General features: G+C 70.3%; 22 protein-coding genes, 1 tRNA gene and 2 pseudogenes. 10 read left to right on the top strand and 15 right to left on the bottom strand.

What is annotated here, in order from left to right:
• Positions 1-94 precede the first annotated feature (94 nt).
• The gene (locus ACRAS8_RS14755) at positions 95-1225 is read right to left on the bottom strand and encodes an ABC transporter ATP-binding protein (protein WP_438486511.1); all 1131 of its coding nucleotides are present in this window, start codon (positions 1223-1225) and stop codon (positions 95-97) included.
• A 265-nt stretch (positions 1226-1490) separates the two neighbouring features.
• Here ACRAS8_RS14755 and ACRAS8_RS14750 point away from each other — a divergent pair.
• Positions 1491-1564: transfer RNA gene (locus tag ACRAS8_RS14750), tRNA-Thr, on the top strand.
• A 370-nt stretch (positions 1565-1934) separates the two neighbouring features.
• Positions 1935-2522 (top strand): hypothetical protein, encoded by a 588-nt coding sequence (locus ACRAS8_RS14745; protein ID WP_438486510.1) that lies wholly within the window; start codon positions 1935-1937, stop codon positions 2520-2522.
• A gap of 63 nt (positions 2523-2585) precedes the next feature.
• Here the strand turns inward: ACRAS8_RS14745 and ACRAS8_RS14740 are convergent, their stop codons facing one another.
• Positions 2586-3026 carry a hypothetical protein gene (locus ACRAS8_RS14740; RefSeq protein WP_438486509.1) on the bottom strand — a complete coding sequence of 147 codons (441 nt, stop codon included), beginning with the start codon at positions 3024-3026 and terminating at the stop codon, positions 2586-2588.
• Positions 3027-3322: 296 nt separating this feature from the next.
• Between ACRAS8_RS14740 and ACRAS8_RS14735 the strand changes: the two genes are divergently transcribed.
• Positions 3323-3577 carry a hypothetical protein gene (locus ACRAS8_RS14735; RefSeq protein WP_438486508.1) on the top strand — a complete coding sequence of 85 codons (255 nt, stop codon included), beginning with the start codon at positions 3323-3325 and terminating at the stop codon, positions 3575-3577.
• A 514-nt stretch (positions 3578-4091) separates the two neighbouring features.
• Here the strand turns inward: ACRAS8_RS14735 and ACRAS8_RS14730 are convergent.
• The 3 genes and pseudogenes from ACRAS8_RS14730 to ACRAS8_RS14720 all read right to left on the bottom strand — a co-directional run.
• Positions 4092-4586 carry a hypothetical protein gene (locus ACRAS8_RS14730; protein WP_438486507.1) on the bottom strand — a complete coding sequence of 165 codons (495 nt, stop codon included), beginning with the start codon at positions 4584-4586 and terminating at the stop codon, positions 4092-4094.
• A gap of 82 nt (positions 4587-4668) precedes the next feature.
• Complete coding sequence (locus ACRAS8_RS14725) at positions 4669-5199, bottom strand: hypothetical protein (protein ID WP_438486506.1); 531 nt, start codon at positions 5197-5199, stop codon at positions 4669-4671.
• 915 nt (positions 5200-6114) lie between these two features.
• Positions 6115-6243, bottom strand: a pseudogene (locus ACRAS8_RS14720) (N-acetylmuramoyl-L-alanine amidase); the annotation flags it as partial.
• 548 nt (positions 6244-6791) lie between these two features.
• Here ACRAS8_RS14720 and ACRAS8_RS14715 point away from each other — a divergent pair.
• From ACRAS8_RS14715 to ACRAS8_RS14705, 3 genes are all read left to right on the top strand, one after another.
• On the top strand, positions 6792-7256 hold the full coding sequence (locus tag ACRAS8_RS14715) for a hypothetical protein (RefSeq protein ID WP_438486505.1): 465 nt from the start codon (positions 6792-6794) through the stop codon (positions 7254-7256).
• Between the two features lie 653 nt (positions 7257-7909).
• On the top strand, positions 7910-8098 hold the full coding sequence (locus tag ACRAS8_RS14710) for a hypothetical protein (protein ID WP_438486504.1): 189 nt from the start codon (positions 7910-7912) through the stop codon (positions 8096-8098).
• A 309-nt stretch (positions 8099-8407) separates the two neighbouring features.
• Positions 8408-9055 carry an O-methyltransferase gene (locus ACRAS8_RS14705; protein ID WP_438486503.1) on the top strand — a complete coding sequence of 216 codons (648 nt, stop codon included), beginning with the start codon at positions 8408-8410 and terminating at the stop codon, positions 9053-9055.
• On the opposite strand, the gene ACRAS8_RS14700 is transcribed toward ACRAS8_RS14705, so the two are convergent.
• The 4 genes from ACRAS8_RS14700 to ACRAS8_RS14685 all read right to left on the bottom strand — a co-directional run bounded on the left by ACRAS8_RS14700 (position 9045) and on the right by ACRAS8_RS14685 (position 12632).
• A complete protein-coding gene (locus ACRAS8_RS14700; protein WP_438486502.1) occupies positions 9045-9869 on the bottom strand; it encodes an ABC transporter permease in 825 nt (274 codons plus the stop codon). The genes ACRAS8_RS14705 and ACRAS8_RS14700 overlap by 11 nt on opposite strands.
• On the bottom strand, positions 9866-10885 hold the full coding sequence (locus tag ACRAS8_RS14695) for an ATP-binding cassette domain-containing protein (RefSeq protein WP_438486501.1): 1020 nt from the start codon (positions 10883-10885) through the stop codon (positions 9866-9868). Before ACRAS8_RS14695 ends, ACRAS8_RS14700 begins: the two co-directional genes overlap by 4 nt.
• 253 nt (positions 10886-11138) lie before the next feature.
• Complete coding sequence (locus ACRAS8_RS14690) at positions 11139-11987, bottom strand: DUF4097 family beta strand repeat-containing protein (RefSeq protein ID WP_438486500.1); 849 nt, start codon at positions 11985-11987, stop codon at positions 11139-11141.
• 120 nt (positions 11988-12107) lie between these two features.
• Positions 12108-12632, bottom strand: a complete 525-nt coding sequence (locus tag ACRAS8_RS14685) for a toxin-antitoxin system HicB family antitoxin (RefSeq protein WP_438486499.1) — start codon at positions 12630-12632, stop codon at positions 12108-12110.
• Between the two features lie 341 nt (positions 12633-12973).
• Here ACRAS8_RS14685 and ACRAS8_RS14680 point away from each other — a divergent pair, with 341 nt between their 5' ends.
• A complete protein-coding gene (locus tag ACRAS8_RS14680; RefSeq protein ID WP_438490488.1) occupies positions 12974-14077 on the top strand; it encodes a M24 family metallopeptidase in 1104 nt (367 codons plus the stop codon).
• Between the two features lie 80 nt (positions 14078-14157).
• Here the strand turns inward: ACRAS8_RS14680 and ACRAS8_RS14675 are convergent, their stop codons facing one another.
• On the bottom strand, positions 14158-15171 hold the full coding sequence (locus tag ACRAS8_RS14675) for a zinc-binding dehydrogenase (protein WP_438486498.1): 1014 nt from the start codon (positions 15169-15171) through the stop codon (positions 14158-14160).
• 184 nt (positions 15172-15355) lie between these two features.
• Positions 15356-16627 (bottom strand): FAD-dependent oxidoreductase, encoded by a 1272-nt coding sequence (locus tag ACRAS8_RS14670; protein WP_438486497.1) that lies wholly within the window; start codon positions 16625-16627, stop codon positions 15356-15358.
• A 292-nt stretch (positions 16628-16919) separates the two neighbouring features.
• On the opposite strand from ACRAS8_RS14670, the gene ACRAS8_RS14665 reads away from it, so the two are divergent.
• Positions 16920-17564: a pentapeptide repeat-containing protein gene (locus ACRAS8_RS14665; protein ID WP_438490487.1), complete on the top strand. Its 645-nt coding sequence runs from the start codon at positions 16920-16922 to the stop codon at positions 17562-17564.
• A gap of 107 nt (positions 17565-17671) precedes the next feature.
• On the opposite strand, the gene ACRAS8_RS14660 is transcribed toward ACRAS8_RS14665, so the two are convergent.
• A complete protein-coding gene (locus ACRAS8_RS14660) occupies positions 17672-18169 on the bottom strand; it encodes a hypothetical protein (RefSeq protein WP_438486496.1) in 498 nt (165 codons plus the stop codon).
• 72 nt (positions 18170-18241) lie between these two features.
• On the bottom strand, positions 18242-19009 hold the full coding sequence (gene map, locus ACRAS8_RS14655) for a type I methionyl aminopeptidase (RefSeq protein WP_438486495.1): 768 nt from the start codon (positions 19007-19009) through the stop codon (positions 18242-18244).
• Positions 19010-19185: 176 nt separating this feature from the next.
• Between map and ACRAS8_RS14650 the strand changes: the two genes are divergently transcribed.
• Entirely contained in the window at positions 19186-19539 is a 354-nt protein-coding gene (locus tag ACRAS8_RS14650) for a helix-turn-helix domain-containing protein (RefSeq protein ID WP_438486494.1), read from the top strand.
• Positions 19540-19625: 86 nt separating this feature from the next.
• Here ACRAS8_RS14650 and ACRAS8_RS14645 read toward each other — a convergent pair.
• Positions 19626-19952 (bottom strand): annotated as a pseudogene (locus tag ACRAS8_RS14645) (TerD family protein); the annotation flags it as partial.
• Positions 19953-20212: 260 nt separating this feature from the next.
• Here ACRAS8_RS14645 and arfB point away from each other — a divergent pair.
• On the top strand, positions 20213-20641 hold the full coding sequence (arfB, locus tag ACRAS8_RS14640) for an alternative ribosome rescue aminoacyl-tRNA hydrolase ArfB (RefSeq protein ID WP_438486493.1): 429 nt from the start codon (positions 20213-20215) through the stop codon (positions 20639-20641).
• A 61-nt stretch (positions 20642-20702) separates the two neighbouring features.
• Here the strand turns inward: arfB and ACRAS8_RS14635 are convergent, their stop codons facing one another.
• On the bottom strand, positions 20703-21203 hold the full coding sequence (locus tag ACRAS8_RS14635; protein ID WP_438490486.1) for a flavin reductase family protein: 501 nt from the start codon (positions 21201-21203) through the stop codon (positions 20703-20705).
• Positions 21204-21589: the final 386 nt, after the last annotated feature.

The following is a 21589-nucleotide window of genomic DNA, read 5'->3' as shown; positions in this document are numbered from 1 at the left end:
CGCCGGGGTAAACCCCGCGGGGGCGTGTGGGGCCCGCGCCGGCCGCCCCCGGCCGTCCGGTATGGGCCGGCCCGCCGGCCCGTCCGTCGGGCGGTCAGTCCGTCAGCCGCTTGCCCGTCGACGTGGAGAAGACATGCGTCTCGCCCGGCTGCGGGACGATGTGCAGCTGGGTGCCCTTGGCCGGCACCTGGCGGCCGTTGACCCGTACGACCAGGTCCTTGACCGCCCCGCCGACCTCGGCCGTCCCGTAGACGTAGCCGTCGGCGCCCAGTTCCTCGACGACGTTGACCGTCACCGCCAGGCCGGCCGGGGCGTCCGCGGCCTCCTTGGACAGCGACGCGGCGGCCGCCCCGTTCTGCTCGACGATGTCGAAGTGCTCGGGCCGGATGCCGACCGTCACGGTCGAGTCGCCCTCGGCGCCGGCGAGCGCCTCCCGGCTGACCGGCACCACGCTGTTGCCGAACTTCACCCCGCCGTCGGTGACCGGCACCTCGACGAGGTTCATGGCCGGCGAGCCGATGAACCCCGCCACGAACAGATTCGCCGGCCGGTCGTACATGTTCCGCGGCGAGTCGACCTGCTGGAGCAGCCCGTCCTTGAGGACCGCGACCCGGTCGCCCATCGTCATCGCCTCGACCTGGTCGTGCGTGACGTACACCGTCGTGATCCCGAGCCGGCGCTGCAGGCCCGCGATCTGCGTACGGGTCTGCACCCGCAGCTTCGCGTCCAGGTTGGACAGCGGCTCGTCCATCAGGAACACCTGGGGCTCCCGGACGATCGCCCGCCCCATCGCCACCCGCTGCCGCTGACCGCCGGAGAGCGCCTTCGGCTTGCGCCCCAGGTACTCCGTGAGGTCCAGGATCTTCGCCGCGTCCTCGACCTTCTGCCGGATCTCGGCCTTCGGCACACCGGCGATCTTGAGCGCGAAGCCCATGTTGTCGGCGACCGTCATGTGCGGGTACAGCGCGTAGTTCTGGAACACCATGGCGATGTCCCGGTCCTTGGGCGGCAGGTGGGTGACATCCCGCTCGCCGATGCGGATGGCGCCCGCGTCGACGTCCTCCAGCCCCGCGAGCATCCGCAGCGAGGTGGACTTGCCGCACCCGGAGGGCCCGACGAGCACGAGGAACTCGCCGTCCTCGATGGTGATGTCGAGCTTGTCGACGGCGGGCTTGTCGGAACCCGGGTAAATGCGGGTTGCCTGGTCGTAGGTGACCGTAGCCATGGTGATATGTCCCTTCACCGGCAGGAACGTGCCGGACGATCCGAGTAAAGGAATGAATGGGCGGCCGCCACCGGGACGCCCCCACTCGAAGTGGTGTAGTCCACAGCGGCAAACCGCTGGTGACGCTACCCGTGCCGAGGCCGGGTGTCAGCAGGCCGACGGTCACGAAATGCGGTCGTCCGGCCGGCCGCGCCCGCCCCTGAACCGGCCGGTCCCGAATAAGGCAACGGGCACCGGGCGCGCCTGGGTACACTTCTTCCGGCACGCCTCCTTAGCTCAGCTGGTCAGAGCACCGCTCTTGTAAAGCGAAGGTCGTCGGTTCGAATCCGACAGGGGGCTCTGGGAACAGCCAGGTCAGAGGCTGTATGAGTGCGAGGAAGGCCCTCCGTGATCTTCACGGAGGGCCTTCCTCATGCCGGGCGGGAACACTCTGGGAACCTGCCGTCGGGCGGCCTTCCCCGGACTCATCGGGCTCGTCGCTGGGAAATTCGGCCTTCTTGGGCTGTTCGCCGGCCATGACGTGCTCGGCCGCGGCTTCTTGCGGCTTCCGGGCACGCGGTACGAGGGCGACGGGGCTTCGGTCTCGGCTTTCTCGAACTGCGGCAGCGCCCGGGTGTAGGGGGAGGGCGGCAGGTCGAGCTTCCTGATCAGTCGCTTGAAGATCTGAGATAGGTACTACTCGGGGTGGTACGCGCGGCCGTCCTCCCAGGTGAAGGCGACCGGTCTCTTTCCACGGCTCCTTCTTGTCGACCTCGCTGTCGGGCTCGTTCGCCTGGCGGTGCTGCCGTTGGCCGAACTCCGCGCGAGGGTGGAGCGCTTACTGGACCGCATCGCGTCCAACTCGCGTACCACGGCGGCCGGTTTGGGGACGTTGGACGGCTCGCAGGTGCCGTCGGGGTACGCGCTGAAGCTGGCGTTGGGCCCGCTGGATGCGTTGGTGGGGGCGAGGCGGCTGGACACGGAGCACAAGTACCAGCTGCTGCTGAAAATGGTGCCGCGGCTGTATCAGGCCGGGCGCGCCGAGGGATGGCCGGCGGGGGGAGTCGCTTCCGGTGCGGCTGGTATGGGCGCCGCACACGCCGACCGGCCGGGTGGCGGTGCTCGACGAGGTCACCCAGGCGTACGGGGCGGGGTGCTGTCGTTGGAGACGGCGGTGGGGATGCTGATGGACGCGGGATACCCGATCAAGGACGCATCCGAGGAGGTGGCGCGTATGCGATCGGCCGGTGGTGCGTCGTGGGTGTGGTGTCGGTGTTCTTCTCGACGACGGCCGCCCGCACGCGCGCCTTCCTGCTGATTCTCGCCGGGGAAGGCGCGCGTGCGGGTTTCACCCGCTACTCCGCGCCGTTTCGGCGTAGCGTCAGCGGGTGTTCGGTCCGGTGCCGTCCGGTCGGAGCCGGCGGTAGCGTGTGTGCCTGCTGTTCGGGGTCGGGTGGATTCCTGCGGCGCAGTCTTCAGGGGGCGTTCGGGCTGTCCCGCTCCGTAGTATCAGGAGCGTCCCAGTGGCGAAGACCACCAGGAACAGCGCGATCGCCCCGGTGGCAATCAGCACGGCAGGGGCGTTGAGCAGCTGGTTGGCCAGGGCGAGCACCACGGCCGGCACGCTGCTTCCCGCGGACAGCAGCAGCATGGCGATGCCGATCGCGGAGGGGGACGTCGACTGAGCCTCATCGGTGGCGACCTCCACCTTGGCGGGGCCGAGTTCCCACTTGAAAGTCAGCCCTGTGCTCTCCTTGAGCACGGCTGAGTCCGCGCGGCTGCTGGGTCGTTCCACGCTGAGGTCGAGATTCCTGGTCGTCATCTCTCCCCTTTCCCCAGCTGTCCCCCGTCACCTAATCCGCTCATGACGCGACGTTATCGACCATGTGCGATGTGCATCAACTCCGGTTCCCTCACGCTTACGTGACTGTTACTCGGCTCGGACAGGGTGGTGACGGAACGGGGTAGGGGCCATACGTGCGGCATGCTGTGCGCGCGCATGAGGCATGCGACGTACATACGATTGCTTGACGACGTATGGTAGATAGGGCACTCTGGGTGCTGTAGTGGTCTGGCCGGGCCAGGCCGCGGATGGATCGGACGAAGGGGAATCCGCGCATGTCCACCTCACACATGGGTGCCACCGCCCAGGAGTGGCAGAGTTCCGGCCCGACTCGCGTCACCGTCAACCTCGCTCCGAAGGCGGCTGCCGCGCTGGATCAGGCCGTCAAACTCACCGGCGACACCAAGACGGACACCATCAACCGGGCTCTGCAGATCTATGCCTACCTGGAAAAGATCACGCAGGAGGGCGGCACCCTGTACACAAGGTCGGTCGGCCGCGACGAACTTGAACGTCTGTACTTTGTCTGACTGCTCCCTCTCAAGGACGGGCCCCGACTGCATCGCAGCAGCCGGGGCTATTTCGTCTTCGGCGAGGTGATCCCATGTCAGCGGAGAGGGAGCCGCCAGCGATCGGCGTGATCGCGTCTTGACTTGAACGGGTGGGCAGGTGGATCTCGGGCTCTGAGGTCGTGAGGTGGCCACACTGTGCCGGCTGAGTTGGGACCGCCTGATCGCCTGCCGCACAGCACCGTCCGGTACAACGCCCTCGGTATCGCCCACTACCTCAAGGGTGAGCCGTTCTCCAGCCACTGGTACGAATGGAAAGACCAACTGAGCAGAAGGTTCTCCGGTAGGGCCCCGGGCCCACGCAGCCGAGAGTGTCCGGTGGCGCGCCCTGTGCTGTCCGCGAACCTGATGGTCCGACGGCGGGTGAGCGAAGGCGAGTTGTTGGACCCCGAGATCGGTAATCCGAAGCGCCGTTGGGGGGGGCGTTATGGGAGTGTGTGTCATTGCCGGTAAGCAGCGATCGGTGAAGCCCGAGCTACGCTGAACCGTCCCTTTGCTTCTTGCGGTCTTCGAGATGCCTGATGGCCACGTTGGCCAGGGCTACCAACAAAGTGGCCAGCAAGGCGGGGAGCCAGGGATGTTGTACGCGCAGCCCCGGCGTGAAGTACTCGACGAGCAGCACGGCGAGGAACGTCGTAGCTGCCGACAAGCCCATCTCAGCGCCGCGTTGGGTCCTTCCGGAGACCGAAGAGAGACGCATCGCGAGCCGCAAGGGATAGATGAAGATTCCGGCGAGCAGTCCGCAGGGCAGGCACAGCAATGCACCCCAGAACAGGGGAGCCACACCGTCGGAGTCGATCAGGTTGCGGGAGAGCACCGCGACGAGGAAAACACCCAGCAGGACAACAACGGCCACGACGGTTGCAATGCCGAGCCCCAGTCCGGTCATGCCGAAGACGGCGAGAACTTTTTCGCGGGGGGACAGGGAGGCCCAGGTGGGCTCTTCGTCTGCTTTCTGTTGGTCCTTCATTGCGCACTCCTTGCTGCGCCGGAACGGTGGTGCGGGCGGCACCCCGGCGGAGTGCCGGGGTGCCGCCCGCGGAGTCGATACCTCAGAGGGCGATCATCATGATGGCCTTGGCGATGTCGTAGGCGACATCGGTGGGGACGCCTGCCTTCACCATGGCGACGGCGAGGGCGGTCTCGCTCCAGCCTTCGACCTCTTCGATCGCGTCGGCAATCTTGTTGCCGTTGCGGGAGAGGAAAGCGCCGCTCTTCTTGCTGACCTTGCCGACGATCTTTCCGGCCCAGCTTCCGCCGTGGCGCAGACCGGCGACGATCAGCTTGCGCACGATGGTGCCCATGCCCAGGGCCCGCTTGGTGCGCTTGTGGGCGTCGGGGTTTTCGAGCTGCTTGGCGTACTCCTCGAACTCCCGGATCTGGTTGGCGTCGGCGCCATCGGCGCGCATGCGGGAGATGAGGTCGCGGACGTCCTCAGCGGTGGGCTGCAGCGACTCTGCCGCCTGCGCCGCGACCGCACGGTCGCGGTGGGCCTCGACCGCGCTCGCGGCGGGAGCGGCGACGCCGATCGCGACGGCGGTCACGGCGGTGGCTGCGGCTATGCGGATGTAATTGTTCTTCACGTACACTTTCCCCTTGTAGGCAGGGGGGAGAGGGCATACGGATACGCCGCTTGGCGTGGAAACTGAACGGCCCCCGATTTCCTTCTTCCCCCTGGTTTTCTTTCTTCTTCCCCCGGTTTTCCCCTGCTGCCACGGCAGGTCCGGCCGGGCGGTGCCAAGACGTTAACTCACACCATTCATAGATCCAAAACGCGAAACAGCCCACCAGGATCGCTATGTGATGGCGTTTATGGATATGTCCATTACGCCCGGACGGGTGGTGGATCCATCAGCACATCCCAGTGAGTCGTCGTTCAACATTGCACAAACTTTGGTGCATTTATGTGAAGACGCCAGGGGATGCGCCATGGTTGAGTGCGGGTTCGGCGAGTCGTGCTGGACGATCTCGGCATCGACGCCTGGAGGGCCGTCGGCCTGTTATGGCCCACGACGGGCGCTGCAGCCTGGAACGGAACTGGCCTCGCCCGGACCGATCCCGAATGCATCCGGGCTTGTTTTGCTTGCCTGTCGCATGAGCCAGAACAGCGAGCGAGGTATTCGGATCACCGCTCTGGGCGCCCGAGCGCGCATCGAAAGAGACGGAGAGCGCATAGACCCAAGTTCACTGACCGGCTACACCATCAGCCACCACGACGGCGAGTCGTCCAACGTCCTTCTGCACGTCGGGAACTATGGCGCCACAGAGTTCGAGGGGCTTGCCCAAGTGGTGGTCGCCCACGCTCGCAGGCGGATAGCCACTGGCAGCCGAATTTCTTGAGGCCGTCGACGCCGACGAATTGGAGCGCGCGGTCCCGGCCAGGCCCGACCTGGACACGAGCCCGTACTCGCTGAAAAGGGCGATGCTCACTCGGCTCAGAGAGTGGGCTCGTGGCGATTGACGTGGAAGGGGCGCGGCGTGTGGTGGCCACCTCTCAACCCGCGAGGGTAGATCTTGGTGTTCGTCCACTCCTTGTGGCCGATCACGGATGCGGCCGACCAGCCGTAGGCGCGGCACAGGGCGGCGCCGACGCGCTCGATCGCGTCGAGCTGTGCCTCGGGCCACGGGGCCGACGTTGATGCCGCACACGTAAAGCTGCTGGGGCGCAAGGAACTTGGCCGCAGGGTTGGCGACCGTGTACGGGTCGCACGGCCATGCCTGGAAACCAAGACCTGCGGAGATCAGATTTTGCGGGTGCCGGTCGCCGTCGGGAGTTGCACGGCGGGCCCGCTTCGCCATGGGGTCCGGCCGGGCCGGCGCTCGCCCTCGGGGGCCGCGGGGCCCGGTCAGAGAAGCGAGCCAGTCGGCGCCGCCGCGCGTCGGTGGCGGGCAGGGGCGCGCTGATCTGCCCCTGCGCGTCGAGCTGCGCGGTGGCGGGACTGCCGAGGATGACGTCGGCAGCCGGGAACGTGAGCTGGGCCGGCGCGCGGAAGACCACGCTGCCGGACAGGGGCTGGCCGTCGAGGACGAGGCAGCGGGCGGTAACAGTGACGGTTGGTACGGATTCACGCTCACCCGAATGGGCTAATTGAATATGACCGAGGCAGGGGTGCATGGGAATTCTGATGACGTAGATGTCGTCGAAGTGCGTGAAAAAACAGGAGGAGGGCGGGTCATGTCGAATCCGGATCCGATGATGGAAGCGCTGAAGATGTACAAGGAAGAGAACGAAAGGCTGAAGAGAGAGAACGAAGAGCTGAGGAAGCAGCAGGGTTCTTCGGGTCAGTCAGGCCAGTCAGGCCAAGCCAGCCAGTCGGCCGAAAAAATACCGACCAGGCTCAAGGCCGGAGACGCGACCGGCCACATCGGTCGGCTGGCCGGCGATACGGTCCTCGTACGCCTTACGACGTCGGACGGCGAGGGCATCGAGGGCCAGACGGTCAGGTTCTACGTCGGCGGCAAGGAGGTCGGTTCCGACCTCACCGACGCCAATGGCGAGATACGGACCAACGCCGGGCAGCACGCCGGACAGCCTCTCAACTGGATCAACGCGCTCGCCAGTGGCTATACGGCCGAATTCGAGGGCTCCAAGAAGTACAAGCCCTCACATACCCAAGCCGGTGTCCACGTTGGTGCATAGGCGGCAGGTCCCGGGTCAGTCTGGCCGCGTCCCGTCTGTGGCTCCGAGCTATGACCGGGCTTGGGCTGCCTCGGCGCGGTGTGAGGCGTTGACGCCCCAGATGCCCTGACACCAAGCAGTCGCGGCACCAGCGCCGTTGATGCGGCGGGCCTGGATGAACAGGACCGCCGCATCGCCATGCGAGAGGGCGGGAACGCCGGGGGTGATGCCCTGCGAGGCGAAATCTTTCGGCCTGCGGCTGCGATGGTGGTGTTGCCGCTGATTTCCAGGGCGACGCCGGTCCCGTCCTCGCGGGCCATGCTCACGCCGTAGCGGCCGGTGGCGAACTGGGCGTGCCCGCGATAGGAACTACGCCTCGGCAGCTGCGCCGGTGTGCTTCCGTTCTTTTGCGGGTTGGGAGTTCCCCGTATGGCACGGTGGTTTGCAATCCGTTCGGGTAAGCAGGAGTGACGCCATGAAGCAGTCGCAGAAGGCCCTCATAGCGAGGGGCGCACTCGCAGTCCTGTCTGTCGCAACGATTGCGTCAGCGGTCCTGCTCTTCGTACGTCCGCAGTCCAGCGCGATACCAACTCTCGCGCTGTCGACGCTGACCGTCGCTGTGACCGCTGTACTGCGGTTCGCAGGCTGGTGCGTGAGAGGGAGAGCGGGAGAGCATGCGAACCCGTGACTCGGCCGCTGTCGGGCTTGCCGTTGCGGTCTTTGCGTTCTTCTTCATCCTGCTGATCGACCCTGACTTCAGGGCCGAGGGCGGCAGCGTCGTGGAGTCGGTTCTGTACTTCCTGGCCGTCGCAGTACCGGGTGGATTGTTCTGTCTCTGGCTCGCGACCAGGGGCCGACGCTGACGATCGTTGGCGAGCTGCCGGCGGCGGGCAGTCGAAGCCTCCAGGGGCTGCCCGGCGAGATCGGGCCCGATCGTCAAGGGGGCCGGGTAGTTTGACGAATGGCGAATGGTCATGGCCGACGCCGCATCTGCTGGTCCATGACCGGAAGGCGGAGCGGCGGACGCCGGGCCGGTCACCGCAAGATGCCGCTTCGCTTGCGTGAGTGTTGGCTTGGCAGCAGGCAGAGCGGGAGCAACGCAGAGCGTGGTCGTTGCTGTCGAAGTAGCGTTCACGCCGACCGTGACAGGAGCTGTTGTGGACCACCGACTTATGGCATACCTGGACGCCTTGTATCAGGAAGGGCGTACACACGACGAGCCGCTCGACGACCGGTTGCTGCGGCTGCGCAATATGACGCCGGCGGCGGCAAGCCTGATCGCCCAGCTCATCCGCATCCAGCGCAGCGCACAGGTACTGGAGATCGGCACCTCCAACGGGTACTCGGCGATCTGGTCAGCCGACGCGCTGCGGGACACCGGTGGCCGGCTGACCACGGTCGAGATCGACCCGACCCGGGTGGAGGCGGCTCGACGCAACATCGAGCAAGCCGGACTGGCGGCTCACGTGAGCGTCGTACAAGGCGACGGCGCCGAGGTCCTGGCGCGTACACCAGATGCCTCGGTCGACCTTGTGGTGCTCGACGCCGAGCGGCCTGCCTACCCGCAGTACTGGCCGCAGCTTCGCCGGATACTGACCGCCCATGGCGTGGTGGCGGTTGACAACGCCGTGAGCCACCGTGACCAGCTTGCCGGATTCCAGCGGCTGTTGGCGGACGACGGGGACTTCGCCGTACACCTTCAGGAGGTGGGCGACGGGGTGCTCACGGTGGTCAGGACGCGTGAGGAACAACCGGGGAGAGGGGCGGCTCCCGGGGTGGGGAGGCGCCCCTTTGGGGTGGGGTCGGGGGTCAGCGGGTGACCTGGCGGTTGAAGACGGCGCGGGACCAGAGGTAGCCGGCCAGGCTGAGGGCCGTGCACCAGGCGAGGGCGAGCCAGCCGTCGTTGCCGATCGGGGTGCCGAGCAGCAGGCCGCGCAGGGTCTCGTTGATCGGTGTGAAGGGCTGGTACTCGGCGAACCAACGCAGGCCGGTCGGCATGGAGTCCGGGGGGACGACCGCGCTGCCGAGGAAGGGCAGGAAGGTCAGCGGCAGCGGGGCGTTGGACGCGGACTCGACGGTCTTGGCGCCCATGCCCATCGCGGCGGAGATCCAGGCCAGGCCGAAGGACAGGAAGACCAGCAGGCCGAACGCGGCGAGCCACTCGACCGGGGAGGCGTCGGGCCGGAAGCCGATCGCGAGGGAGACACCCATGACCAGGGCGAGGACCGCCGTGACCTGGATGACGCTGCCGAGGACATGGCCGGTGAGCACGGAGCCGCGGGAGATCGACATCGTCCGGAAGCGGTTGATGATGCCTTCCGTCATGTCGGTGCAGACGGACACGGCGGTCGCGACGGCCCCGGAGGTCGCGGACATCAGGATGATGCCGGGGACCACGTAGTTGATGTAGTTGCCGCGGCCGGCGCCCGCCCCGATGCCGGTGCCGAGGGCCCCGCCGAAGACGTACACGAACAGCAGCAGCATCAGGATCGGCATGACGACGATCGAGATCGTCATCGACGGGTAGCGCTGCATGTGTTTGAGGTTGCGGCGCAGCATCGTCATGGCGTCGCGCAGGGCGTACGAGCGGGTGGGGGTGGCCGGTGCGGTGGCGGCCACGGTGGCGGTGCTCATCGGGCGGACTCCATCTGCGAGTTGGTGTGGGTGGGGGCTGGGGCGGGTGCGGCGTTCTGCCGGCCGGTGAGGGTGAGGAAGACGTCGTCGAGGTCGGGGGTGTGCACGGTGAGCGACTCGGCCCGTACGCCGGTGCTGTCGAGGGAGTCGAGGACGGCGCGGAGGTGGGGGAGGGTTCCGTCGCCGGGGATCCGGAGGGTGAGTGACTCGTCGTCGGCGGTGGCGATGCCGAAGAGGTCGGCTGCCGCGGTGAGGTGGGCCTCGTCGGCAAACCGGAGGCGGATGTGGCCGCCGGGGATGGTGCGCTTCAGTTCGTCGGCGGTGCCTTCGGCGACGAGCTTCCCGTGGTCCAGTACGGCGATGCGGTCGGCGAGTTGGTCGGCCTCCTCCAGGTACTGCGTGGTGAGGAAGACGGTGACGCCCTCATCCGTCACCAGGTCCCGGATGAGTCCCCACATGACGCGGCGGCTGCGCGGGTCCAGGCCGGTGGTCGGCTCGTCGAGGAAGATGATCCGCGGCCGGCCGACCAGGGTCATCGCCAGGTCGAGCTTGCGGCGCATACCGCCGGAGAAGGTGGCGACGTTCTTGCGGGCCGCCTCGGTCAGCTCGAACCGCGCCAGGAGCTCGGCGGCGCGGCGGCGGCCCTCGCGCCTGCTCAGGTGGTGCAGGTCGGCCATGAGGAGCAGGTTCTCCTGGGCGGTCAACAAGCCGTCCACGGCGGCGAATTGACCGGTGACGCCGATCTTGCGGCGTACCGAGCCGGCGTCGGCGGCCACGTCGTGGCCCGCGATCCGGGCCTGGCCCGCGTCGGCGGTGATCAGCGTGGAGAGGATCTCGACGGTGGTGGTCTTGCCGGCGCCGTTGGGGCCGAGCAGGGCGAAGATCGTGCCTTCGGGGATGCGCAGGTCGATGCCGTCGAGCACCACCTTGTCGCCGTACGACTTGCGCAGGCCGGTCGCGGAGATCGCGTCCGGTGGGGTGGTGGCGGATGCCTGGGGTGTGGGTGCGGTGTTCATGGTGGGTGGGCCTTTCTGGGACGGTGGGCGCGACGACTGGACGTGGGCATGACAGGAGCGCGTGCGGCGCCCGCCCGTTCGGCGGCTGGAGCGGCTGGAGCGGCTGGAGCGGCTGGAGCGGCCGGAGCAGCTGGGGCAGCTGGAGCGGTTGAAGTGGCCGAGTGGCTGACTGGCTGACTGGCCGAGTGGCCGAAGTGGCCGGGGGTGTGGGCCTGTTCGCCCGTGTGCGAGTGCGTGCGGTCGGGGTCGGTGGTCAGGGGCGGGTGTGGCGGATGTCGATGTTGCCGTAGCGGCTGCGGGCGCGGACTTCGACGGTGTCTTCGGTTTCGTGTGGGGTGTCCGAGGCGTCGAGCGTGTTGCGGACCTGGCCCCATTCGGTGCTGACGTCGAGCCAGGCGGCGGTGCCTGCGCGGATGCCGATTTCGATGGCGCCGTAGGCGTTTTCCAACTGGGTGGTGCCGCGGGCGACTTCGGCCACCCGCAGGATGCCGTGGGCGGCGGTGGCGGTCACGGAACTCTCGGCGCGCTGGATGTCGACGTCGCCGTTGGCGGCGCTGATGTGGACCTCGCCCAGGGCGGTGCCGAGCAGGGTGGAGCCGTTGGAGTTCTTCAAGGTGGCGGTACCGTCGAGGGTGCCGATGCGCAGGCTGCCGGAACTGGTGGTGATCTCGGCCGGGCCGTGGATGTGGTCGACGGTGATCGAGCCGTGGGTCACCTTCAGATGCAGCGGCCCGGTTTCGTCCAGGCGGACGTCGCCGGAGGAGATCTTGTTGACGCGGACCTCGTCGAGGCGGCCCTCGCCCAGGAGTTGGGCCCAGTCGCCGGTCATCTCCAGGCGGGAGGCGGTGGGGAGTTCGACGGTGATGTCGACGGTGCCGGTGCGGCCCACGAGGTAGCGGGCCTTGGGGGTGCGCAGGGTCAACACGCCGCCGGTGTAGGTGACCTCGGTCTGTTCGGCGGCCCGGACGTCCGCGTCCTTGTTCGGGTCACGGGGCCGCGTCTGTACGACGGTCTCGGCGCGGTCGCCGGCAATCAGGCGCAGGGAGCCGGCTACGACGTGGGCGCTGACCGCAATCGGCTCAGGGGTGTCGAAAGAAGGCATGGCTGTACCGTCCTCATGAGTCCTTGAAGCGTCCCTGTGGGTGGGACGTGATGTGACGTGAAGTGTGGGTGGGGGCGTACGGCGTGCGGGTACGGGCCTGAAGTACGGGGGCGGGTGGGGTCAGCGGACCCAGCCGGTGAAGCTTTGCCCCGTGGTGCGGGTGCGTTCGGCAGTACGGGGCTGGGCGCCGGTGCCCGTGCCGACGGCAGCCGAGACCGCGCGCACCAGCCAGGCGTTGACCGACAGACCCTCACGGCTCGCGGCCTCCTCGGCACGCGCCTTGAGGTGGGCCGGCAGCCGCAGATTGACCCGCGCGGTGCCGCCCTCCTCCCCTTCGGCCGGAGCCAGGGCCGGGAGCGACTCGGCCGGCGCCATGGCCGCTTCCGCGGGGCGGCTGTCGGCGGGCGGGGGCGTGACCACGAAGTCCGGGTCCAGTCCGCGCAGCCGTACGTCGACCGAGCCGGGGGCGAGTTCACGGGTGATCTCGTCCATCGCGGCGGAGAGCACATGGAGCATGGTCAGGCGCGTCGCCGACTCCAACGGAGCGGTCAGCCGCTCGGCCAACGCACGGGCATCATCCCCGCCGGCCTCGGCGGCCACCGCGAGTTCACGGCGAAGAGAGTCGACATACGGCGTGAGATCCATGACGTCATCATGGCATCACCATGGCGCCATACGCAAGCGTGAGTGGTGTCTCGTGGGGGCGGGGTGGCGCAGATCTGCGTAAATCCGGCCCTGAGCTGCAGAAACGCGTTGCGAGTGGTCTGTGTCATGGTGGCGCCGTGCACGCTGCCCCGCTCTTTGGGGTGCGGAATGGTGTCGGATGGTGCCGTGTGGCGCCTGCGTGGCGCCGCGTGGCACCCGCGTGGTGTCGGAGGGGTTCCGGGTGGCGCCGGGTGGTGCCGGACGATGCCAAGCCGGTCGGGTGCGTGCGGGGCCAGTGCGTGGCCGGCGGGGCGGCGTAGATTCGCGCCATGGTGACTTCGATGACGTGCGAGGCGTACGAGGAGCGGATGGCGCGGGCCGGGCACGCCGCCGCGGCGGCCGGGCTGGCGGGGTTGATCGTCACGCCGGGGCCGGATCTGGTGTGGCTGTGCGGGTACCGGCCGACGGCCGTCACCGAGCGGCTGACGGCGCTGGTGATCGAGCCGGGCCGGGCGGGCCGGCTGCTGGTGCCCGTACTGGAGCGGCCGGACGCGGAGCGTGCCGCCGGGGCCGGGGCGCTGGAGGTGACGGGCTGGACCGACGGGTCGGACCCCTGTGCCGAGCTGGGCAAGTGGCTTTCTCCGCAGGGGCGTTACGGGGTGTCGGACGGGATGTGGGCGCTGCATCTGCTCGGGTTGCAGCGGTCGCTCCCCGGGGCCGGGTACGCGGCGCTGACGGAGGCGCTGCCGATGCTGCGCGCGGTCAAGGACGCGTACGAGGTGGAGCGGCTGGCGGCGGCGGGGGCGGCCGCGGACGCGACGTACCAGGACATCCTGGGGGTACGGTTCGCCGGGCGGCGGGAGTGCGACGTGGCGGCGGATCTGGCGCGGCTGCTGACCGAGCACGGGCACAGCCAGGTGGACTTCACGGTCGTCGGGTCGGGGCCCAACGGGGCCAACCCGCACCATGAGGCGGGGGAGCGGGTCATCGAGGACGGCGACATGGTCGTACTCGACTTCGGCGGGCTGAAGGACGGGTACGGGTCCGACACCACGCGGACCGTGCACGTCGGGCAGCCCGGTGCCGAGGAGCGGACGGTGCACGAGATCGTCCGGGAGGCCCAGCAGGCGGCGTTCGAGGCGGTGCGGCCCGGTGTCGCGTGCCAGGAGATCGACCGGGTGGCGCGGCAGGTGATCAAGGCGGCGGGCTACGGCGAGTACTTCATCCACCGGACCGGGCACGGCATCGGGGTCACCACGCACGAGCCGCCCTACATGGTGGAGGGCGAGCATCTGCCGCTGGTGCCGGGGATGTGCTTCTCGATCGAGCCGGGGATCTATCTGCCGGGGCGGTTCGGGGTGCGGATCGAGGACATCGTCGTGTGTACGGAGGACGGCGGGCGGCGGCTGAATGTGACGGGGAGGGAGTTGGCGGTGGTGGCGTAGGGGGCGCGCCCAGGCCGCCAACTCTGCCCGCCTGGCCCCGTCTACGGCATCTGCGTCTACGGCACCAGTACCGCCTACGGCTACGGCACCAGTACCACCTTCCCCATCGTGCCGCGGGACTGCAGGGCGCGGTGGGCGGCCGCGGCCTCGGCGAGAGGGAAGCGTTGGACGGTGGGGACGAGGCGGCCGGCGGCGGCTTCGGTGAGGGCGGCGGTCTCCAGGGTGCGGAGGGGGTTGAGGCCGCCGACCCGGGCCAGCATCGGGGCGCCGAGGACGGATTCGGAGGTGATGCCACGTTCGGCGAGTTCGGCGTCGGTGAACTCCAGCGGGCCGCCGGAGAGCAGGCCGCCGGAGGACCAGCCGAAGACCAGGTGGCGGCCGCCGCGGGCGAGCAGGTCCACGGCGGCCCGGCCCGGGGCGCCGCCCACCGAGTCGAAGACGAGGGTGGCGCCGGGGGCGCCGCGCTCGTCGAGGAAACGGCGGGCGCGGGCCGGCCAGTTGGCGTCGGTGTAGTCGAGGGCGAGGTCGGCGCCCAGGTCCTGGACGTGGGCCACCTTGACGGGGCCGCCGGCCAGGCCGATGACCGTGGCGCCGGTGTTCTTGGCGTGCTGGACGAGGAGTGAGCCGATGCCGCCGGCAGCCGCCGGGACGATCGCGATGTCGTCGGGGGTGAGGGCGGCGAAGAGCAGGATGCCCAGGGTGGTGCGACCGGTGCCGATCATGGCGACGGCCTGGGCCGCGTCCAGCCCGTCGGGGATGGTGTGCAGCCGGTCGGCGGTGGTGACGGCCCGTTCGGCGTAGCCGCCCGGAACCATGCCGAGGTGGGCGACGACGCGGCGGCCCAGCCAGGCGGGGTCGGTGCCCTCGCCGACGGCGTCGACGGTGCCGGCGACCTCCCGGCCCGGCACCGTCGGCAGTTCGGGCAGCGGTGCGGGGCCGCCCTCCAGGCCCTCGCGGAGGGCGGTGTCCAGGAGGTGGACACCCGCCGCGGCCACGGCGATACGGACCTCGCCCGGCCCCGGGGTGGGGTCGTCGAGGGTTTCGCAGACGAGGTTTTCCGCGGGACCGAAGGTGTGCAGCCGTATTGCGCGCATGGCGGAGTCGTCTCCTCTGAGGAGGGCGGGCCGGGGCGGTCGCCAAGGGAGGGCGACCGCCCCGCCGGCGGGGGTGGTCAACTGCCGCCACTCTCGTACCTCAAGTTGGATTGAGGTCAACTCGGTGGTGGTGCGGGTGCATTGCGCGGATGCATTGCGGATGCATTGCGGATGCATTGCAGGGTCAGCGGACGCGGTCGGCGGGCCCGGTGGTCCTGGCAGCCCCTGTGGTCTTGGTCGTCCCGGCAGCCCTGGTGGCCCCGGTGGCCCCGGTGGCCGTCGTGCGGTGTGGGTGCGGGGCCGTGCCGTGGTGGCCGGTTCCCAGGGCGAGGGAGACCGCCTCCAGGGCACTGGTGAAGGACACCTCGCACAGCACACCCGGGGCCGCGACCTGATCGCCCGCCAGATAGACGCCGTCGCCGCGGTCGATCGCCGGGCGGTCGCGCCAGCACGTGCCCGGCAGGTCCACCGCTCCCGAACGGCAGTTGGAGAGGGAGGTGCGGCGCCAGGTGGTGCGTTCGCGCCAGTCGGGGTAACCGGCGTCCAGGAGGCGTTCGGCGCGGGCCACGCCGTCGTCGCGGGTCTCGTCCGGGCCGATGCCGACCTGGCTCTGGAGGAGCTGTTCGCCACCCGGGGCGAGGCCCGGGTCGGGGCCGGTGAACCGCTCGATCCAGCCGGGGAAGTCCAGCCCGGAGAGCGCGAACGGGTCGCCGCGCCGGGTCCGGACGGCGAGGTCGAGCAGCACCGCGCGGGCGCCGGTCCAGCGGAGCCGGTCGTCGCCGAGGAGGGCCCGCGCGGAGTCCAGATGAGTGGCGACGATGACCGGGCGGTCCTCCGGGAGGGCGTCGACGCGCGCCCCGGTCTCGATGCGTACGCCCAGGTCGCGGGCGTGGCGCGCCATCCGCTCGATGAGCCTGCCCCAGCCGCCGGCGACGTAGTGGGCCTCCGGCGGCAGGGCGGTGGTGCGGCGCAGACGTTCCTGGACGAAGGCGGCGGAGAGGCTACCGGGGTCGTGGTGGAAGGTGGCGACGCCGACGAAGTGGGCCGCGGCGCGGACGGTGCTCTCGCCGGCGCGGGTGCGTGCCCAGGTGAGGAAGTCCTGGTCGACGGGGGCGTCGCGGTGGGCGCGCAGCTTCAGCATGCCGAGCGGGGGCAGTCGGCGCAGGGCGCCGCGGTGGAAGAAGCGCAGCCGGGCGGCGTCCCGGAGGGGCAGCGGGGCGAGCGGTCCGAGCAGGCCGCGCTGCCGGAGCCAGGGCCAGTGCGGGCCGCGGTTGTAGAGGGCGTGCGGGCCCTCGTTGGTGAGGTAGGGGCCCTCGGTGGTACGGGCGCGGCCGCCGAGCGTGCGGTGCGCCTCGTAGAGGGTGACGGCGGCGCCGGCCTCGGCGGCGGAGATGGCCGCGGTCAGGCCGGCGAAACCGCCTCCGACGACGGTGAGCGGGAGCGGGCGGCGGGTCATGGCGGCTCCTTCGGTGGTTCGGGTCGCGCCCGTCGTGGCGGCGGGCGCTCGTCGAGGGGACGGATGGGGGTGCCGCGGATGTGACATGCCTCCGCGAGAGGGAGGGTTTTCACAGGTCAGGTGGGGTGTCAGAGGGGATTGTCAGTGGGGTGGTTGAGGATGGGTGACGTGGCGTGGAGAGGTCCGCGGAGTGCGGGGCCGAGTTGGCCCGCGGCGGCAGGGAGCAGGCCGGGCCCGGGGTCCGGAATGGACGGGAGGCGGTGAGCGCGTGGTAGGGCGCGGGCGGGAGACGGTGCGGGCGGTGCGGCGGCCCGAGGTGCGGCTGCCGGAGCTGCGGGTGTACGACGGCGGGGAGCTGGAGCCCGAAGGGGATTACGACGGGCTGGAGTTCACCGACGCGGACTGGGCCGGGCAGTCGGCGCGCGGTGCCCAGTTCATGGACTGCGCGCTGCGGCGGTGCGCGCTGGACGAGACGGTGCTGAGCCGGGCGCGGATCATCGACAGCGTGCTGAGCGAGGTGCGCGGGGTGGGAACGGACCTGTCGCGGGCGTCGTTGCGGGATGTGGAGGTGGTGGACGCCCGCCTCGGCGGGATACAGCTCCACGGTGCGACGCTGGACCGAGTGGTGGTGCGCGGCGGGAAGATCGACTTCGCCAATCTGCGCAAGGCCAGTCTGCGGGACGTCGCCTTCGAGGGATGCGTGCTGGTCGAGGCGGATTTCGGGGGCGCGCAGCTGGAGCGGGTGTCGTTCGAGGACTGCACCCTGGCGCGAGTGGACTTCTCGGCGACGCGGATGAAGGACGTCGATCTGCGCGGGGTCGCCGCGCTGCAGATCGCCCGGGGCATCGACTCCCTGGGCGGTGCCGTGATCAGCATGGCCCAACTCATGGATCTGGCACCGGCGTTCGCGGCTCAGGTCGGCGTGCGGGTGGAGTGAGACAGCGGCAGGAGAAGGGGGAAGGGGGAAGGGGGAGATGGGAGGGGCGGGCGTGGGAGGGGGGAAGGGAGAAAGGAGTAACGGGAGGAGGCGACGGAGATGATGGCTCAGACGCGGGGGAAGCGGGCCTGGAGGGCCCAGATGGTGGGGTTGTCGGCGAGGCCCTCGTGCATATCGGCGAGGTCGGCGACCAGGTCGTGCAGGAAGTCGCGGGCCTCACGGCGCAGCGCGGCGTGATTGAAGGTCAGGGGGGCGTCCTCGGCCGGCATCCAGTCGGCGGCGATGTCGACCCAGCCGAAACGCCGCTCGAAGAGCATCCGGTCGGTGGACTCGGTGAAGTCCAGCTCGGCGTGGATCGGACGGGCGGAGCGGCTGCCGCGGGGGTCGGTGTCGAGCTGCTCGACGATGTCGCACAGTGCCCAGGCGAAGTCGAGTACCGGCACCCATCCCCAGGCTGTGGACAGCTCGCGATCGGTCTCGGTGTCCGCGATGTAGACGTCGCCGCAGAAAAGGTCGTGGCGCAGGGCGTGCGCGTCCGCGGTCCGGTAGTCCGTCTGGGGCGGGTCCGGGAAGCGGCGGGACAGGGAATAGCCGAGGTCGATCACGCCTTGATGGTGCCACGCGCGGCGGCATGCGGGGGCGGGCGGGGCCCGCGGCTCGTTCCCTGCCGTGCCCCGCTAAGGCAGGGTGAGCACCCGCGGCCCGTCGTCCGTCACCGCGACGGTGTGTTCGAAGTGCGCGGCGCGGCTGCCGTCGGTGGTACGCAGGGTCCAGCCGTCGGCGTCCGCGGCGTAGTGGTCGCCGCCGCCGGCCAGGAACATCGGCTCGATGGCGATGACCAGGCCGTGGCGGAGCACGAAACCGCGGCCCGGCCGGCCCTCGTTGGGGACCGGCGGGTCCTCGTGCATCGCCCGGCCGATGCCGTGGCCGCCGAAGTCCTCGGGTATGCCGTAGCCGGCCGCGCGGCCGACGCTGCCGATGGCGTGCGAGACGTCGCCGATCCGGGCGCCTACGACGGCGGCCGCGATGCCTGCCTCCAGGGCCCGCAGGGTGGTCTCCTTCAGCCGGCGGTCCTCGGGGTGCTCGGTGCCGACGGTGAAGCTGGTGGCCGCGTCCCCGGCCCAGCCGTCGACGACCGCGCCGCAGTCGATGCTCACCAGGTCGCCGTCGCGCAGCCGGTAGCCGTCCGGGACGCCGTGCACGATCGCGTCGTTGACGGAGGCGCAGATCACCGCGGGGAAGGGGGTGGGGGCGAAGGACGGGCGGTAGCCGAGGAACGGCGAGGTGGCGCCGGCCTCGTGCAGCACCGTGCGCGCGACCTCGTCCAGCTCGGTCAGCCGCACGCCGGGTGCGGCCGTGGTGCGGACCGCGGCCAGGGCGTCCGCGACCACCCGGCCCGCCACCCGCATCGCGTCCAGCGCCGCGTCGGTCTTGATCTCCACCATTGGATACGCCTCCCCAATTTCCGTTTCACGGCGCGCCACGCGAGCGCGCCGCCTGAGCACGCTGTCCGAGCACGCCCGCCCGAGCGCGCTGCCCAGGCGCCGCGCAGCCGTGACGGCGGACCGACCGACCGGTATTTCTTTACCGGTATTTGTTTACCGGTATTAGTATCACGGGCATGGTGCGGACTCCACTGACCCCCTGGGAACGCGAACGCGGTGAGCGGCTGGGCGCGCTGCTGCGCGCGGCGCGCGGCGCGCGGAGCATGGTCGAGGTCGCCGCGGCGGCCGGACTCTCCGCGGAGACGCTGCGCAAGATCGAGACCGGCCGGGCGCCGACCCCGGCGTTCTTCACCGTCGCCGCGCTCGCCGGGGCGCTCGGGCTGTCGCTGGACGAGGTCGTCGTGCACGCCACGCCCCCGGACGTGGCACCGGACGCGGCACGGGACGACGTCCCGCACGCAGCGCAGTCACCACATCCCGGTCGCCCACCACGCGCCACCCACCCCACCCACGGCAGCGCGGCCGCCTGAGACCGCCGCCGGCTCCCCCCGCACACACCAAGGGCCGGCCCCCTCCTGGGGACCGGCCCTCGTGGCGACGGTGGCGGCGCCGGGACTTAGACGCTGACGCCGAAGTCCTGCGCGATGCCCCGCAGGCCGGAGGCGTAACCCTGGCCCACGGCGCGGAACTTCCACTCCGCGCCGTTGCGGTACAGCTCGCCGAAGACCATGGCGGTCTCGGTGGCGGCGTCCTCGCTGAGGTCGTAGCGCGCGATCTCGGCGCCGCCGGCCTGGTTGACGATGCGGATGAAGGCGTTCCGCACCTGGCCGAAGTTCTGGCCGCGGTTCTCGGCGTCGTAGATGGAGACCGGGAAGACGATCTTGTCGATCTCGGCCGGCAGCGCACTGAGGTTGACGTTGATCGACTCGTCGCCCTCCCCCTGCGGCGGCGGCCCGCCCGGAGCGGAGCCGCCGTCATCCCCCTCAACGCCCCGGGGGGACCAGGTGGTTCCAGCCCCCTTTACTTTCTTTGCCCAATCCTGATGGCGAGCCACGCCTGCTCCTGATGGCGAGCCGTGCCCGCTCCCGGTGGTGCGCCATGCACGCTCCTCATGGCGCGCCATGCCCGCTCCCGAAGGCTGCGGTCCGCTTCGGCCGGGAAAACGGAGGTGACGGGCGGCCGCGGGCGCGGGATCATGGGGGCATGTCCGGGCCGCATGTCATCCGAGGTTCGGTCGTCCTCCCGGAGGCCGAGCTGGTCTGGCGGTTCTCGCGCTCCTCCGGCCCGGGCGGCCAGCACGTCAACACCAGCGACAGTCAGGTCGAGTTGCGCTTCGACCTGGCGCGGACGACGGCGCTGCCCCCGGTGTGGCGGGAGCGGGCGCTGGAGCGGCTGGCGGGCCGGCTGGTCGACGGCGTGCTCACCGTACGGGCCTCCGACCACCGCTCCCAGTGGCGCAACCGCGAGACCGCGGCCGTCCGCCTCGCCGCGCTGCTCGCCGAGGCCACCGCCCCGCCGCCCAAGCCCCGGCGCAAGACCCGCATCCCGCGGGGGATCAACGAGCGCCGGCTGCGCGAGAAGAAGCAGCGCGGCGACACCAAGCGGGGCCGCTCCGGCCGCGATTGGGGCTGAGGCCCGGCCCGGAGCCCGGCCTGGCACCCGGCACCCCGCCCGGCGCCGCCCCCCGCCCCCTTCACCCCAGCTGCCGGTACTTCCCCCGGAAGTACGTCAGCGGCCCGTCGTCCCCCTCGGACGTGGTCGCCGCCAGGACGCGGCCGATGACGAGGGTGTGGTCGCCGGCCACCACCCGCTGCTCGGTCCGGCACTCCAGCGTCGCCAGTGCGCCCCCGATGAGCGGCGCACCGGACGCTTCGCCCCGTTCGCTGGGAATGTCCTGGAAGAGCAGCCGGTCGCTGATCCGGCCCTTCATCGCGAATCGTCCCGCTACGTGCCGCTGGTGGCCCGACAGCACCGAAACCGCCCACAGCGGCTGCTGCGCCAGCAGGTCGTCCATCCGTGAGTCGTTGCGAACGCTCACCATCACCAGCGGCGGATCGAGGGACACCGAAAGGAACGCCGTGGCGGTCATGCCGACGTCCTCGCCGCGCGCTCCGGCGTCCGGATCGTGGGCGGTGATCAGGACCACGCCGGCGGCGAGGCGGGACAGGGCGGCGCGGAACTCGTCGTCACTCACCCCCACAGCATGCGCGATCGGCCCGTCGCCCGGCAGGGAGGCGAGGGCGACGGTGGCCGTGGTGGCGGAGCCGGCGGCCGGGGTGGCGGCAGGAGTCTTCGTGAACACGCCATGCACGCTAACGTCGCCCGGGCGCGGCGCGCATCGGGCCCCGGGACCAGCCGCGGCCTAGGTCCCGCGGCGGAGGCGCCGACCGCCGCGACGGGGCGGAGGAACCGGCCGCGGGGGTGGCCAGCCGGCCCCGGGTTGGCCGGAATTTGCGTTCAGGAAGTTTTCAGAAGGCGTCCGGACGGCGTTCGCGCGCGCCGTGGCGCCGCTGGTCGACGAGAGGTAACGACCCGTCACGGACTGTGACTTGAGTCACATGAGGCGCTAATTGTTGACCC

This window comes from Streptomyces sp. S186, from assembly GCF_051603415.1.
Taxonomy (GTDB): Bacteria; Actinomycetota; Actinomycetes; order Streptomycetales; family Streptomycetaceae; genus Streptomyces.
The sequence above is the reverse complement of the archived record's forward strand: the minus strand, read 5'-3'. Positions and strand labels throughout refer to the sequence as shown.

Coding starts and splice junctions, on each gene's coding strand:
- ACRAS8_RS14755 (WP_438486511.1), bottom strand. CDS start 1,225: ATGGCTACGGTCACCTACGACCAGGCAACCCGCATTTACCCGGGTTCC.
- ACRAS8_RS14740 (WP_438486509.1), bottom strand. CDS start 3,026: ATGACGACCAGGAATCTCGACCTCAGCGTGGAACGACCCAGCAGCCGC.
- ACRAS8_RS14735 (WP_438486508.1), top strand. CDS start 3,323: ATGTCCACCTCACACATGGGTGCCACCGCCCAGGAGTGGCAGAGTTCC.
- ACRAS8_RS14730 (WP_438486507.1), bottom strand. CDS start 4,586: ATGAAGGACCAACAGAAAGCAGACGAAGAGCCCACCTGGGCCTCCCTG.
- ACRAS8_RS14715 (WP_438486505.1), top strand. CDS start 6,792: ATGTCGAATCCGGATCCGATGATGGAAGCGCTGAAGATGTACAAGGAA.
- ACRAS8_RS14710 (WP_438486504.1), top strand. CDS start 7,910: ATGCGAACCCGTGACTCGGCCGCTGTCGGGCTTGCCGTTGCGGTCTTT.
- ACRAS8_RS14705 (WP_438486503.1), top strand. CDS start 8,408: ATGGCATACCTGGACGCCTTGTATCAGGAAGGGCGTACACACGACGAG.
- ACRAS8_RS14700 (WP_438486502.1), bottom strand. CDS start 9,869: ATGAGCACCGCCACCGTGGCCGCCACCGCACCGGCCACCCCCACCCGC.
- ACRAS8_RS14695 (WP_438486501.1), bottom strand. CDS start 10,885: ATGAACACCGCACCCACACCCCAGGCATCCGCCACCACCCCACCGGAC.
- ACRAS8_RS14690 (WP_438486500.1), bottom strand. CDS start 11,987: ATGCCTTCTTTCGACACCCCTGAGCCGATTGCGGTCAGCGCCCACGTC.
- ACRAS8_RS14685 (WP_438486499.1), bottom strand. CDS start 12,632: ATGGATCTCACGCCGTATGTCGACTCTCTTCGCCGTGAACTCGCGGTG.
- ACRAS8_RS14680 (WP_438490488.1), top strand. CDS start 12,974: ATGACGTGCGAGGCGTACGAGGAGCGGATGGCGCGGGCCGGGCACGCC.
- ACRAS8_RS14675 (WP_438486498.1), bottom strand. CDS start 15,171: ATGCGCGCAATACGGCTGCACACCTTCGGTCCCGCGGAAAACCTCGTC.
- ACRAS8_RS14670 (WP_438486497.1), bottom strand. CDS start 16,627: ATGACCCGCCGCCCGCTCCCGCTCACCGTCGTCGGAGGCGGTTTCGCC.
- map (WP_438486495.1), bottom strand. CDS start 19,009: ATGGTGGAGATCAAGACCGACGCGGCGCTGGACGCGATGCGGGTGGCG.
- ACRAS8_RS14650 (WP_438486494.1), top strand. CDS start 19,186: ATGGTGCGGACTCCACTGACCCCCTGGGAACGCGAACGCGGTGAGCGG.
- arfB (WP_438486493.1), top strand. CDS start 20,213: ATGTCCGGGCCGCATGTCATCCGAGGTTCGGTCGTCCTCCCGGAGGCC.